General features: G+C 45.4%; 13 protein-coding genes and 1 tRNA gene. 7 read left to right on the plus strand and 7 right to left on the minus strand.

Features of this window, described 5'->3' with window-relative positions; genetic code table 11:
* Both WS40_RS06375 and WS40_RS06380 read right to left on the minus strand, forming a co-directional pair.
* Positions 1 to 1123, minus strand: a 1123-nt coding sequence (locus WS40_RS06375) for a histidine kinase N-terminal 7TM domain-containing protein (protein WP_442973462.1), incomplete at its 3' end; no start/stop codon positions are given.
* Between the two features lie 107 nt (positions 1124 to 1230).
* Positions 1231 to 1307: transfer RNA gene (locus WS40_RS06380), tRNA-Arg, on the minus strand.
* Between the two features lie 64 nt (positions 1308 to 1371).
* Between WS40_RS06380 and WS40_RS11485 the strand changes: the two genes are divergently transcribed.
* Positions 1372 to 1494 carry a manganese efflux pump MntP family protein gene (locus WS40_RS11485; RefSeq protein ID WP_267301179.1) on the plus strand — a complete coding sequence of 41 codons (123 nt, stop codon included), beginning with the start codon at positions 1372 to 1374 and terminating at the stop codon, positions 1492 to 1494.
* A 52-nt stretch (positions 1495 to 1546) separates the two neighbouring features.
* On the opposite strand, the gene WS40_RS06385 is transcribed toward WS40_RS11485, so the two are convergent.
* From WS40_RS06385 to WS40_RS06400, 5 genes are all read right to left on the minus strand, one after another.
* Positions 1547 to 3433 carry a GGDEF domain-containing protein gene (locus WS40_RS06385; RefSeq protein ID WP_325208463.1) on the minus strand — a complete coding sequence of 629 codons (1887 nt, stop codon included), beginning with the start codon at positions 3431 to 3433 and terminating at the stop codon, positions 1547 to 1549.
* 322 nt (positions 3434 to 3755) lie between these two features.
* A complete protein-coding gene (locus WS40_RS06390) occupies positions 3756 to 4685 on the minus strand; it encodes an acyl-CoA thioester hydrolase/BAAT C-terminal domain-containing protein (RefSeq protein ID WP_046441148.1) in 930 nt (309 codons plus the stop codon).
* Positions 4686 to 4927: 242 nt separating this feature from the next.
* Positions 4928 to 5068, minus strand: coding sequence for a FeoB-associated Cys-rich membrane protein (locus tag WS40_RS11490; RefSeq protein ID WP_181981505.1), 141 nt, complete (start codon positions 5066 to 5068; stop codon positions 4928 to 4930).
* The gene (gene feoB, locus WS40_RS06395) at positions 5065 to 7071 is read right to left on the minus strand and encodes a ferrous iron transport protein B (protein WP_046441150.1); all 2007 of its coding nucleotides are present in this window, start codon (positions 7069 to 7071) and stop codon (positions 5065 to 5067) included. The genes WS40_RS11490 and feoB overlap by 4 nt, the downstream gene beginning before the upstream one ends.
* Entirely contained in the window at positions 7068 to 7310 is a 243-nt protein-coding gene (locus WS40_RS06400; RefSeq protein WP_022287113.1) for a FeoA family protein, read from the minus strand. Before WS40_RS06400 ends, feoB begins: the two co-directional genes overlap by 4 nt.
* A 226-nt stretch (positions 7311 to 7536) precedes the next feature.
* On the opposite strand from WS40_RS06400, the gene WS40_RS06405 reads away from it, so the two are divergent.
* The 6 genes from WS40_RS06405 to WS40_RS06430 all read left to right on the plus strand — a co-directional run bounded on the left by WS40_RS06405 (position 7537) and on the right by WS40_RS06430 (position 13357).
* Positions 7537 to 7782: a TM1266 family iron-only hydrogenase system putative regulator gene (locus WS40_RS06405; protein WP_022287112.1), complete on the plus strand. Its 246-nt coding sequence runs from the start codon at positions 7537 to 7539 to the stop codon at positions 7780 to 7782.
* A 165-nt stretch (positions 7783 to 7947) separates the two neighbouring features.
* Positions 7948 to 9171 (plus strand): [FeFe] hydrogenase H-cluster maturation GTPase HydF, encoded by a 1224-nt coding sequence (gene hydF, locus WS40_RS06410; protein WP_046441152.1) that lies wholly within the window; start codon positions 7948 to 7950, stop codon positions 9169 to 9171.
* Entirely contained in the window at positions 9149 to 10189 is a 1041-nt protein-coding gene (hydE, locus tag WS40_RS06415) for a [FeFe] hydrogenase H-cluster radical SAM maturase HydE (protein WP_046441154.1), read from the plus strand. Before hydF ends, hydE begins: the two co-directional genes overlap by 23 nt.
* Entirely contained in the window at positions 10189 to 10953 is a 765-nt protein-coding gene (locus tag WS40_RS06420) for a nitrogenase iron protein NifH (RefSeq protein WP_046441156.1), read from the plus strand. Before hydE ends, WS40_RS06420 begins: the two co-directional genes overlap by 1 nt.
* The gene (locus WS40_RS06425) at positions 10950 to 12242 is read left to right on the plus strand and encodes a nitrogenase component 1 (RefSeq protein WP_046441158.1); all 1293 of its coding nucleotides are present in this window, start codon (positions 10950 to 10952) and stop codon (positions 12240 to 12242) included. Before WS40_RS06420 ends, WS40_RS06425 begins: the two co-directional genes overlap by 4 nt.
* Complete coding sequence (locus WS40_RS06430) at positions 12239 to 13357, plus strand: nitrogenase component 1 (RefSeq protein ID WP_046441160.1); 1119 nt, start codon at positions 12239 to 12241, stop codon at positions 13355 to 13357. The genes WS40_RS06425 and WS40_RS06430 overlap by 4 nt, the downstream gene beginning before the upstream one ends.
* Positions 13358 to 13363: the final 6 nt, after the last annotated feature.

Genomic DNA, 13363 nt, shown 5'->3' on the forward strand with positions numbered 1-13363 from the left:
GGTTTTGCTCCTCCACCTTGCGGCGCTTGGCTTCACGCTTGTATTCATAACGGAGCATTTCGTTCCTGTCGGCAAGCTCGTCTGCAAGAAGCTCGGAGTCCTCCTTGATGTCACGCAAAGCCGACACATCCTCTGTCCATACGGCATAGCCGCCATCAATGGGCATGGTGTGAACGGTCAAGCCGCCCATTGTGACCGGGCTTTGCTCGGCTTTTTTCATCGTTTCCTTTGAGATAGGCGCAGTGTTTACAGCTGCATACCGAACGGTAAAGTCCTTGTCGGTGATCTCTGCCGATGTGCCGACAGAGGAGGCAAACAAGTCCACATAACGGCTGTTTGAATGTATATATCCACAGGCGATGCAAAACTCAAAGGTCAGAATATACATCACACTTTGGAATGCGGCAATATCGCCGAACAAGTGGAGCAGCCAATCCGCACCTGCATAGTAAAGCACGCTGTAAACGATCGTCAGCAGCATAGGAACAATGGGCAGAAAGTGGAGCCTTCCTTTTTGCACACGGCATTTTAAAAACATAATTACGAGTGCGGCAAAGGCACACAGCACCTGCCAGCCTACAATAATGAAGTAGCCTATCGAATAGCCGTTGTTTTTGTCTGTCCACACGGCGGCGTCCTTAGGAAAGGTAAATACGAATTGGTGCAGGTCATTTGTGAGCACGAGCAGAAGCAATGTGCCGGAGATGATCCACAGAATCGACATTCCCTTGGGGAATTTGTATTCGTCCGGCTTTCCCAATGACATGGCGATCAGCAGCGCCAGCATAGGCACAAACAGCATGGGCAGATAGAACAGATACCACAAGTAACGGACGGCATCCGGCTGCCAGAATATAAAATACTTTGCCGAACGGACTACCATCCATATGATGAGCAGTACTGCGGTGACCGTCATAAACCTGCACACCTGCTTTTGCACGATCCGCTGACGGACGGAGAGCCCCCAGGCGGCGAACAGACCTATATAGATAAAGCTGCGCAGATAGGAAAACAGCATCGGGTAGAAGCTGCCCCTGCCCACAATTCGGAAGCAATATGCCAGTATCACGGCAAGTACAGCGATGCCGCTTGTTATGATAGTATTCTTTTTCTGTTCGGTCATAAACAGACCCCATTTCGCCTTCATTCGTTTTTGTTTACATTTGGGTAGCAAAAAAGCCCGATATATTCGGGCTTTTCGCAGGAGACATCTTTTTTATCTCCACATTATGGCGTTCCCGAGGTGATTCGAACACCCGACCTACCGCTTAGGAGGCGGTCGCTCTATCCAGCTGAGCTACGGAAACACATTACAATCGTTATTATATCACAGTTTTGCAATTTTGTCAAATGTTTATTTGACAAAAAAAGTTGACTCGCCATAGCAATAAGTTCGGCTCAAGATATAAGAGCAGGGCAGAAATAGCAGGCGGCATTATACTCGTTTTGATCGGGCTGAAGATCTTTCTTGAGGGAGTTGACATACCCAAATAGCATAAAAACAAGGGCGGAAGTTTTCAAACTATCCGCCCTCTTGTTATGTCTGTTAGTCCCGCCGACTATGATGTTTACGCTTTTGCGTGTACATCTCACGATCTGACTCTTTCATAAGATCGTCGATCTCTTTCAATGTTTTCGGCTTTCCAGCCTTGTAGCCACAGCTTATCGACACATCATATGGCGACTTGCTTCTGCGATTGTATTCTGCAATGCTGCGGGATACCTTTTCGTAAAAGCTGTCTGCACCGTCTGTTTCAGCGATAACAGCTACAAATTCATCACCGCCGAAGCGTGAGCATATCCCACCTTCTGCAGTGCATTTTGTCATCAGCGACGCCACTGCCTTTATCGCCTTGTCACCCTCGTTGTGACCATAGAGGTCATTTATCTTTTTAAGGTTGTCCATGTCAATAGAGAATACCCATACGCCTACGCCCTGTTTCTCAGCCTTTGAAATAAGCTTTTTTACGTTCTTGTAAAAGCCCCTGCGGTTATATATCCCCGTCATGGGGTCAAGCATATGTATCCTTGCAAGCTCCGCATTTGCCCTTTCAAGCCGCTGGCGGTTTTTAAAGCTCTCCATTATCTGATTGGTGTTGTTTATAAAACGTCTTGTGTTCTGGAAAAGAAAATATATAGGACTAAATGAATTTGCCGCATAGCCTATGACCTCGTCCTGAAAATGAAGCGGCGAGAACATTAAGCAGTTATGGCGTCCAAGGACTTGCTCCATATCAGGCAAAAGATCCTTGGTGTCAAAAACTTCACCGGTCTTGTATTTGTTGTCAAAAGTCTGCATGAAAACTCTCATCTGCTTTGTAAAGCTGTTATTAAAGCGTTCTCTCTGCCTCGTGTTTGACAGAAAATCAGAGTTTGTGCATACCCAGCTATAATAATCTCCCGAACGTGCCATTACCTTTGCCATTTCTTCTACGGTGTGACATTCCACTGATTTTGCAAGATAAGAGAACATATGCTGTTCGTGACCATCAGAATTGTTCATTCTATGGTAAAGCTCAAGGATCTTGTCGCCTACTTCTCTCGGGTCTATTTTCTTACAACCGCATGACTGGGATATCCTCATGGTGTAGCTGACCTCTATTTTTTCAGGAAGAGGCACTCCGTTCATCATATGGTCTATGGCGTTTATTATCTTTTCGCCAAGCACATCATTGTCTACAGCCGCCGTTGTAAGACGAGGGCTGTTATACTGTTCAAGTTCGATGCCGTCAAAGCCCGTTACAATAACGTCTTCAGGCACTTTTATGCCGCGTTCTCTCAGTATGCTGCAAGCTGCTATCGCCATAGCGTCGTTTGCACATATTATCGCCTGCGGAAATTCCAAACTGCTTTCTAAAAATTTCTCCAATACTCCTTTTGTTGGCATATCCCAGAAGTCACCATAGCCAAGACGCTCAGGCTCAAATTCTATGCCGTTTTCCGCAAGCACCTTTTTGTATGCTTCTATACGCTCTTCTGAGAAAGCATTGCCCTTTACGCCAGCAATGAAATTAACTCTTCTGCAGCCGTGAAATTCGATCACATGGCGAACTATCTTTTCAAAAACGTCAGAGTAATTGAATGTCACACTGCAGCAATTATCCATTGTACTGTCAACGCATATGACAGGAACACCGTGTTCATGGGCACGCTTGCTTATCTCGTTGGAAATGCTGTCTCTTTTTATTGCCTCGGGCATTATTATAAGTACGTCAAGAATGTCATAATTTATAAGATCAAAAATGCTTGCTTCACCATGGTTGTAGGAAATGTTGTGATAAAGGTCGCAAAAGGTGTTAAAAAGAAGCACCTTGTAGCCCTCTTTTACACCCTTTCGGCTTATGGAAGATACTATATCTCTCACATAGTCAGATTGTACACATGAAGTGCAGATACCTATTATTTTATATTTCGCTGTATCGCTTATAAACATAGCTTGCTCCTTCGTCAGGGCCCCGATGACCCACCACTATCTATCTATATAAAATAATTGCTTTTTTGCTTTGATATGTGATTGCTATTAGAAAATATTCACACACCGTTAATGTTACCATATCCGTGCTCTAATGTCAATAGAAAACTCACAAAATTCACAAAAATCTTCTTTTTGAAAGCATTTATGCTGTTGCAAAAAAAACAGACCGACTTTCAACTTTTTTTGGCTGGAAGTCGGTCTTGGTTTATCGTAAAACATATCGAGCAAGGGGCGAACAGAGGTCGCCCCTACACAAAATAGCGTATTTTATGGGCTTTTTTTATTCAGCTACCCACTGTTTTAAAGCCGCAGAAAGTCGTCTGTCGATATCCTTTCTTGTCTGCTCGCACTCCTTAGGATAGTCCTTTGCAGCCTTGAAAATAAATTTCATTACGAATTTAAGTCCCACAGGAAGTGCTTTTCTGAGCATTGTCTCAGGAAGCACAAAGTGCGTTCCATGCTCGTAAGTCAGGGCTTCGTAATCGCACTCGTGAGGGCGTTCTTTCAAGCGCTTATCCATGCGGCGGACGTATTTTCCTGCCTCCCAGAAGCTGTCGTCATCAGCACCCACCATTATAAGCTTGCCCTTGATGTTCTCAACCTTTATCATTTCTTCCTCTGTATGTTCTCTTGCCTTTTCAGAGTCGATAAAAAGGTGCGTGCTTCGTGTTATATCTCCCGAGCCTTTGGTTTCTTCTTCTATTTTGTGATAGTATTCAGGGTGGGCATAAACGAACGGCATATAGGCAAGCGGCTTGCCCTGCCATGAAAGTGTGGAAGCGTCAGGGATAGGCCATTCCTTGCAGCCGTCTTTTTCGCCCTGCTCAAAGCCCTGCCATACAAAGTCGCTTGGCGTAAGACCGAAAGTGAGTGTTATGTCAGGGAAATATGAAGCTGCCACAAGGGAATCCATTCCTGCCGTACTCATTCCCATTATGCCTATCTTCTTGTTTCCATGGCTTTTGAGCCACTTTATAGCGGTCTCTATCCTTTCAAGCGGGAAGTTCACATGGCCGTAGTTCTTCACGTCAGGTGACATACACATAACGTTCACGTCATTTTTGTGAAGCCATTTTGCTCCGCACTTTGCCATAAAGTCATTAGGATCGTCACCGAACAGACCTATCATTGCGCAGTTTGCATCCTTTGGGTTTTCATAATATGTACCATAAAAACCGTCTTTCTCATTGCTAAAAAATTGTTTCTTCATAATACCGACCTTTCTAAGCTGGTTTTCTTTATAAAGTTAGATTGGACTAACCATATCTCAAAAAAAACAAGGTAGATAACTTCGCCCTAAGCTATATTATATCACATTTTTGCTTATTTGTCAGGTGTATTAACGAAAAAAGTCAGATGTATTGTAAATTTTTGATTTTCTTAGTGTTGCTTATATATTAATAAAATGGCGGAGAACGCATTCTTTTTGCAGTTCTCCGCTACTTTTATGCCTTATTTTTTGCCGCATCTGCTGTGACAGTGTGAACAACAGCCGCAGCATTTACCTTTTTTCTTTTGCTTTGATATACTTATTGCCGCCGCCACTGCCCATAAAAGCAGAAGTATCACCACTATCCAGTCGGCTGTATTCATAATAACGCTCCTATCTGATATACCGCACAGCCGCAAAGCCATGCCACCATGCACTGCATTATCACAACGCCTACTGTCTGTATCCTTGAATCAAGCTCTCTCTTTATGGTCGCCACCGCCGCAACACATGGGGTGTAAAGCAGGGTGAATACGAGAAAGCTCAGTGCGGAAAGGGTGGAGAATGCTCCCGAAAGAGCAGTGCCAAGATTTGCAGTGCTTGTGTTCATCAGTACCGCCATTGTGCTTACTACCGCCTCTTTTGCAGTGAAGCCTGATATAAGCGAGGTGGTCACTCTCCAATCTGCAAAGCCCAAAGGCTTGAATATTGGCGATATAGCCTGACCGATAAGAGCTAGCAGGCTGTCGGAGGAGTCTTTTACAACGTTGAGCTTTGCGTCAAAGGTCTCCAAAAACCATATTATGATAGTCGCAAAGAATATAACTGTGAAAGCTCTTTGTATAAAGTCCTTTGCCTTGTCCCAAAGAAGAAGTCCTACGCTTTTTGCCGAAGGAAGACGATAGTTTGGAAGCTCCATTACAAACGGCACAGGCTTGCCACGGAAAGCTGTATTTTTCAGTATCAGCGCAATTATTATCCCAAGCACTATGCCCGTTATGTATAAGCCTATCATCACAAGCGCCTGATATTTCTTGAAAAATGCTGCACAGAAAACTGCGTAAATAGGTATCTTTGCCGAACAGCTCATGTAAGGGGTAAGAAGTATGGTCATTTTTCTGTCACGGTCTGATACAAGCGTTCTCGTCGCCATTATAGCAGGCACTGAACAGCCGAAGCCTATGAGCATAGGCACAAAGCTTCGTCCCGAAAGACCGATCTTTCTAAGAAGCTTGTCCATTACGAATGCCACTCGTGCCATGTAGCCCGTGTCCTCCAGTATGGAAAGGAAAAAGAACAGCGTCACTATTATAGGCAGAAAGCTTAGAACGCTTCCAACGCCTGCAAAAACTCCGTCTATTATAAGGCTGTGTACAACAGGGTTTATGCCGTAGGCTGTAAGCCCTTTGTCTGCTAGGTCGGTGAGCTTGTCTATACCAAGGGAAAGCCAATCGGAAAGGGTCGAGCCGATAACATTGAATGTGAGGAAAAATACAAGAAACATTATCCCGAAAAATACAGGCAGTGCAGTGTATTTTCCCGTTAAAATGCGGTCTATTTTTACGCTCCGCTTGTGTTCTCGGCTCTCGTGGCATTTCACAACGCTTATGGCAACGACTTTCTCGATAAAGTCGTATCGCATATCTGCAAGCGCCGCATTTCTGTCAAGCTTTGATTCGTCCTCCATTTCCACTATGCAGTGTTCGAGAAGCTCCAGCTCGTTTTGATTAAGCTCAAGCTGATCTTCGATATTCTTATCACCCTCAATAAGCTTTGAAGCACAAAATCTCGGCGGTATGCCTGCACGGTTTGCGTGATCCATGATAAGATGCACAACTGCGTGTATACATCTGTGTACAGCGGAATCGTCTGAGCAAAAGTCTGTGACAACAGGCTTTGTCTTGTTTCGGGCAGTTTCTACAGCCTTGTCGATAAGGTCTGAGATACCCTCGCCCTTTGCCGCACTTACTGGAATAACAGGTATGCCAAGTGCGTCGCTCATCATTTTTACGTCTATCGTTCCACCGTTGGCTCTTACCTCGTCCATCATGTTTAAGGCAAGCACCATTGGCACACGCAGTTCAAGAAGCTGTAAAGTGAGATACAGATTTCGCTCTATATTGGTGGCGTCAACAATGTTTATAATGCCGTCAGGCTTTTCATTTATTATGTAGTCACGGGTGACGATCTCTTCCTGCGTGTAAGGGCGCAGTGAGTATATTCCCGGCAGATCCACCACAGTGCAGTTTTTCTGCCCCTTTATGTCACCGACCTTCTGCTCGACTGTTACACCGGGAAAGTTTCCAACGTGCTGATTAGACCCTGTAAGGGCGTTAAAAAGCGTGGTCTTTCCACAGTTCTGATTTCCTGCAAGGGCAAATCTCATATATGGTCATTCTCCTCTGTTTTTTCTATCTCTATGTTTTTTGCGTCCTCTATCCTGAGCGTCAGCTCATAGCCTCTCAGTACTATATCAAGAGGGTCGCCCATTGGCGCACGCTTTAGCATTTTCACCTTTGTTTTGGGTATAAGTCCCATGTCGAGAAAACGCAGCCTAAGCGCACCCTCGCCACCTACCGCTTTTATCACGGCAGACTCACCCGTTTTAAGCTTATCAAGAGTCATTGTCTTTTCCTCCATAGCTATATTTTATTCTTATGTTTTATCTAAAAGAACTCCACAAAATAAGTTTACCATGGCTAACTCTACTTGTCAATAGTATATGTCGTATATTTTAGTCAAATGTTATCTAAAAATTTTATTCAAATAGATAACTTCCAATTGACAACGCCAACAAATCGTGCTATCATAAAGTAAGATAAAGTACACTTTTACATTACGGGGGTGTTTTATGGATACCCGTGTGGCAATACTTGCAATAATCGCACACGATAACGGCTCTGCGCAGGAGATAAACGCAATTCTTCATGAGCATGCCGAGTATATAATAGGACGAATGGGTCTGCCATACCGAGAGCGTGGCATGAACATAATAAGTGTGGCAGTTGATGCCCCGCAGGACGTTATAAATTCTCTTGCAGGCAAGATAGGCAGGCTTGAGGGAGTGACCGCCAAGACCCTTTATTCGCCACAGTAAAAATTTAATAAATATTTGTGACCCTGACGCCGAAAACGAGTTTTCTCCTTTAAGGCGAAAGAATACACATCAAGCAGAAAACTGCACTATCGTGTGGTCTTGTTTTGCTATAGAAAAGCTGTATCCATAGGGGTATGGCTTATTTTTTTGAGAGGAGCTTTTGCAATGGGACTTAATGACGCACCAAGCGGAGAACGTATACATATAGGATTTTTCGGCAGACGAAACGCAGGAAAATCAAGCGTTGTGAATGCAGTAACAAATCAGGATCTTGCAGTGGTATCCGATACGAAAGGCACTACCACCGACCCTGTTACAAAGGCAATGGAGCTTTTGCCCCTTGGCCCTGTTGTGATAATAGATACCCCAGGCTTTGACGACGAGGGCGAGCTTGGAGAACTTCGTGTGAAGAAAACTAAGCAGATACTAAACAGAACAGATTGCGCCGTCCTTGTAACAGACTGCACCTTGCCCCTTGGCGACTGCGAAAAACAGCTTATCTCAATATTCAAAGAGAAAAACATACCATTTATTATAGCCAAAAACAAAGCCGACCTGCTCACTGATATCCCAAAAGAGGAGGGCGCAGTGTACGTCAGCGCAAAAGAGAAAACAGGCATAGAGGAGCTTAAAAACGCTGTTGCAAAGCTCACTGAAACAGACACCATGACAATGAAGCTTGTGGGCGACCTTATAAAGCCTGACGATATGGTGGTGCTTGTCACCCCTATCGACAGCGCCGCACCAAAGGGCAGGCTTATCCTGCCACAACAGCAGGCCATAAGAGATGTTCTTGAAGCAAACGCCTGTGCAGTGGTGGTAAGAGAAACTGAGCTTTCAGGAGTGCTTGGCAGGATAGAGAAGCCTGCACTTGTTATAACGGATAGTCAGGCTTTCGCAAGAGTTTCAAAGGATACCCCCGAGGATATCCCTCTCACCTCGTTTTCTATCCTTATGGCTAGATATAAGGGCTTTCTTGATGCCGCAGTAAAGGGCGTGAAAGCTATCGACGATCTTAAAGACGGTGACAAGGTGCTTATTTCAGAGGGCTGTACACATCACAGACAGTGCGGTGATATAGGCTCTGTGAAGCTTCCGAACTGGCTGAAAGAATACACAGGCAAGAATCTTGAAATAGTGCTGTCATCAGGTCATGGCTTTCCAGAGGAGCTTTCGGACTTTGCGCTTTGCATACACTGTGGCGGCTGTATGCTAGGCTCAAAAGAGCTTACCTACAGAATGAAATGTGCTTGTGACGCAGACGTTCCGTTCACAAATTATGGCATTGCTATTGCCTATATGAAAGGTATTCTCAAACGTAGCATAGAAGTGTTTCCACATCTTGTAAAGGAGCTTGAAGATCACAATGGCGGTCAGAGAACTTATTGATAAACTAAACTGCGAGAAAAAGCTTTCCCACGATGAATGGGTGAAGCTTATAAAAGAATATGACGAGAGCGACAGAGCCTATGCCGCAGAGCTTGCAAGGGGCATTTCGCAGGAAATGTTCGGCAAGGATATCTACATAAGGGGCATAGTGGAGTTTTCAAACATATGCAAAAACGATTGCCTTTACTGCGGAATAAGGCGTTCAAACGGCAACGTGAGCAGATACAGGCTTACCGCTGAGGAGATCTTGCAGTGCTGTGACGAGGGCTACGGCTATGGTTTCCGTACCTTTGTGCTTCAAAGCGGTGAGGACGCTTTCTATGACAGAGAAATGCTCTGCGGTATCGTCAGCGAGATAAAAAAGCGTCACTCTGATTGTGCGGTAACATTATCCCTAGGTGAGAAAAGCCGTGAGGACTATGAAGCCCTTTTCAATGCAGGTGCAGACCGGTATCTTCTCAGGCACGAAACTGCCGACGAGGAGCATTACAAAAAGCTCCACCCAGCCGAAATGTCTTGGAAAAACCGAATGGAGTGTCTTTCAGATCTTAAAGAGATAGGCTATCAGACAGGCTGTGGAATGATGATAGGCTCGCCGTATCAGACGACGGAGTGCCTTGCTGAGGATATGGAGTTTATGTGCGATTTCAAGCCCGAAATGATAGGCATTGGACCTTTTCTCCCACATAAGGACACGCCTTTCAGAAGCTGTCCACAAGGCTCATATGAGCTTACCCTCTTTCTGCTAAGCATTTGCAGGATAATGCTCCCCGACGTTCTTTTGCCTGCCACCACAGCCCTTGGCACTATTGATCCCAAAGGGAGAGAACAAGGGGTGCTGTCAGGTGCGAACGTTATAATGCCGAATCTGTCCCCTGTTGCAGTGAGAAAAAAATATATGCTCTATGACAACAAGATATGCACAGGTGACGAGTCAGCACAGTGCAGGGCTTGCCTTGAAAGACGAATGGAGTCCATAGGCTATAAAATAAAGATATCAAGAGGAGATCACAGATAATGATAAAGCTTGCTTTTTACGGAAAAGGCGGAATAGGAAAGTCAACGGCGGCATCAAATGTCAGTGTTGCACTGGCACAAAAAGGGCTGAAAGTCATGCAGATAGGCTGTGACCCAAAGGCTGACTCCACCATATTTCTCCATGGGGGAGAGAGGATACCGACCGTTCTTGACCTTGTGCGAAAAGGCGAAAGCTTTGACCTTGAAGATATGGTAAGGGTAGGCTATAACAATGTTGTGTGCGTTGAAGCAGGCGGCCCGGTGCCGGGGCTTGGCTGTGCAGGCAGAGGTATAATCGCCGCTTTGGAGGAGCTTGAAAAAAAGGGCGCATACGAAAAATATCAGCCTGACGTTGTTATCTATGACGTTCTCGGCGACGTGGTGTGCGGAGGTTTTTCAATGCCAATGCGAAAGGGCTATGCCGATAAGGTGTTTATCATCACGTCAGGCGAGAGTATGTCTGTATATGCCGCCGCAAACATCGCAATGGCGGTGGAAAATTTCAAAAGCCGTGGATATGCCTCACTTGGCGGTTTTATCCTCAATAAACGCAACGTAAAAAACGAGGAGGAAAAAGCGGCAGAGCTTGCGGCTGATTTTCACAGCTCTGTGATAGCCGAGATAGACAGAAGCGACCTTGTGAGCGAAGCTGAGGATATGCACAAAACTGTCATGGAAGCTTTTCCTGACAGCACTGCGGCAGAGCAGTATAAAGCCCTTGCGGATAAGATAGCCGAGCTGTGCGGTATGGGAGAAGAAAAATGATAAAAGAGAGCGGCATAAATATAACGAAGGCGGCTTTTCCTGCGCCTTTTGAAAGCGGTCTTGAATATAATCCACCCACAAGGGGCGTGTGGAATATCGTCCATACCGGTATGCTTATCCCTGAGTCACGTCAGATATTTGTCTGCGCACAGGGCTGTTTAAGGGGCGTTATCCTCACTGCGGCAGAGATGAATGCCATGGACAGAATGTCATGGGTGACTGTTTCTGAGCAGGATCTGTATGACGGCACAATGGAGCAGGACGTTATCGACGGAGTGAGTGATATAATAAACAGGCTTGAGGAAAAGCCAAAATGCGTTTTGATTTTTCTAAGCTGTGTTCACCTTTTTGCAGGCTGTGACTTCAAAATGATAATAGACGAACTTTCGGCATTGTTTCCGCAGGTGCATTTTATAGATTGTTACATGACGCCAACCATGAGAAAGTCTATCTCCCCCGACAGCCTTATGAGAAAACAGCTTTACGAGCCACTTGAAAAGTGCGAAAAGAAGCCTAAAACGGCGGCAATAATAGGCTGTGACAGAGCCACGGACGAAGCCTCCGAACTTGTAAAAATAATAAACTCAGCAGGCTTTGAGCTTCTTGACATAACAAAGTGCAAGACCTATGAGGAGTATCTCTCCATGGCGGAAAGCTCTTTGAATATCACCTATATACCCACGGCAAAGCCGTCAGGAGAGGAACTTGAAAAGCGACTTGGCACAAAGCATTTGTATCTGCCCTTGTGCTATGGCTATGATGAGATAGAGAAAAATTACAGCAGACTTTGCACCCAGCTTGGTGTGAAAACGCCTGACTTTTCTGCTGACAGAGAAGCCGCCGACAAGGCTCTTGCAAATGCCCTTGAGGTAGTAGGGGATTTGCCTATAGCCGTGGATTATACCGCTCTGCCAAGGCCCCTTGGCTTTTGCAGACTTCTTGCAGAGAAAGGCTTCAATGTGAAGCGTTGCTATGCCGACAGCTTTTCAGAGGAGGAAAGGGCAGACTTTGAGTGGCTGAAAGCCCATTGCCACGACCTTGAAATTCTCCCTACTGTGAATGTGAAAATGGAGTTTTCACAGTGCGAAGAAAAATATCTTGCAGTAGGTCAGAAAGCGGCTTTTTTCTGCCAGACCGATAACTTTGTTGATATAGTCGCAGGGGGCGGTGGATATGGCTTCGAGGGCATAAAAAGGCTTGCAGAGCTTATGGCTGAGGGAGCAGTAAACAAAAAGGACAGACGTAAGGTGATACAACACAAGGGCTGGGGGTGTGAAAGCTGTCTATGAATGCAAAAGTGATATCCATATATGCGGCGGATACTTCGGGAGTATGCTCAGCGCTTTATGAGCTTGGTGGAATGACCGTCGTCCATGACGCTTCAGGCTGTAACTCCACCTACGCCACCCATGACGAGCCACGCTGGTATGACCGTAAAAGCATGATATATATTTCTGCACTAACAGAAGCGGACGCCGTTATGGGCAATGACGGCAAGTTCATTCGTGATGTGGCAAAAGCGGCAGGTGAGCTTTCACCCGAATTCATAGCCATTTGCGGTTCGCCAATGCCTGCAATGACAGGCTTTGACTATAGTGCGGCCGCTGAGGAGATAGAGCGTGAAACGGGTCTGACCACATTTTTCGTTGATACCAACGGCACTCATTCCTATCTTCAAGGAGCAGAGGGAGCTTTCCTTAATATTGCAAAGCTTTTCTGCCGTGAGGGAAAAGAAAAGCAGGCAAATTCAGTGAATATTATTGGTGCAACGCCTCTTGACTTTTCAGTGAACACCAGCGTAAGCTCCATAAAAAAGTGGCTTTTGGATAACAGCTTTTCAGTGCAAAGCTGTTTTGCTATGGACAGCAGTCTTGATGAGATCTCTACCGCACCACAGGCGACTGTAAGCCTTGTTATATCCTCAGACGGGATAGCTGCGGCAAAGTATCTTTTCGATACCTATGGAGTGCCATATGTTGTGGGCGTGCCTGTGGGGAAAAGCTTTTCCAAAAAGCTTTCCGCTGACCTGAAAAGAGCAGTGTCAGAGGGCGTTTGTATAAATTCCTGCGGTGAAAAAGCTGTAGAGAATGCTCATATGATAGTTGCAGGGGAAAACGTTTTTGCTTCTTCCCTTGGGGCTGAACTTGGCGCAAAAACTGTGGCGACAGTTGGCATAAGAAACAGCGAGGTGCTGTCAGGGACGGACATTTTCTGCGAGGAAGAAGCAGAGCTTGAAAAGCTTTTTTCACAGCATAAGACCGTCATAGCAGACCCGCTTTTCAGACCTATATGCAAAGGGGCAAGATTTGTTTCACTGCCACACGTTGCTTTTTCGGGAAGATGTTTTCTTAAAGATATCCCCGATCTGATAGATAAAGATGTAAGAAAAATACTTAACCTATAAAAAGGA

The organism is Ruminococcus sp. N15.MGS-57 (genome assembly GCF_000980385.1).
Lineage (GTDB): Bacteria > Bacillota > Clostridia > Oscillospirales > Ruminococcaceae > Hominimerdicola > Hominimerdicola aceti.

What these genes read in the sequence shown, in the direction of transcription:
- WS40_RS06385 (WP_325208463.1), bottom strand. Translation starts at nt 3,433, where the DNA reads ATGTTTATAAGCGATACAGCGAAATATAAAATAATAGGTATCTGCACT.
- WS40_RS06390 (WP_046441148.1), bottom strand. Translation starts at nt 4,685, where the DNA reads ATGAAGAAACAATTTTTTAGCAATGAGAAAGACGGTTTTTATGGTACA.
- WS40_RS11490 (WP_181981505.1), bottom strand. Translation starts at nt 5,068, where the DNA reads ATGAATACAGCCGACTGGATAGTGGTGATACTTCTGCTTTTATGGGCA.
- feoB (WP_046441150.1), bottom strand. Translation starts at nt 7,071, where the DNA reads ATGAGATTTGCCCTTGCAGGAAATCAGAACTGTGGAAAGACCACGCTT.
- WS40_RS06400 (WP_022287113.1), bottom strand. Translation starts at nt 7,310, where the DNA reads ATGACTCTTGATAAGCTTAAAACGGGTGAGTCTGCCGTGATAAAAGCG.
- WS40_RS06405 (WP_022287112.1), top strand. Translation starts at nt 7,537, where the DNA reads ATGGATACCCGTGTGGCAATACTTGCAATAATCGCACACGATAACGGC.
- hydF (WP_046441152.1), top strand. Translation starts at nt 7,948, where the DNA reads ATGGGACTTAATGACGCACCAAGCGGAGAACGTATACATATAGGATTT.
- hydE (WP_046441154.1), top strand. Translation starts at nt 9,149, where the DNA reads ATGGCGGTCAGAGAACTTATTGATAAACTAAACTGCGAGAAAAAGCTT.
- WS40_RS06420 (WP_046441156.1), top strand. Translation starts at nt 10,189, where the DNA reads ATGATAAAGCTTGCTTTTTACGGAAAAGGCGGAATAGGAAAGTCAACG.
- WS40_RS06425 (WP_046441158.1), top strand. Translation starts at nt 10,950, where the DNA reads ATGATAAAAGAGAGCGGCATAAATATAACGAAGGCGGCTTTTCCTGCG.
- WS40_RS06430 (WP_046441160.1), top strand. Translation starts at nt 12,239, where the DNA reads ATGAATGCAAAAGTGATATCCATATATGCGGCGGATACTTCGGGAGTA.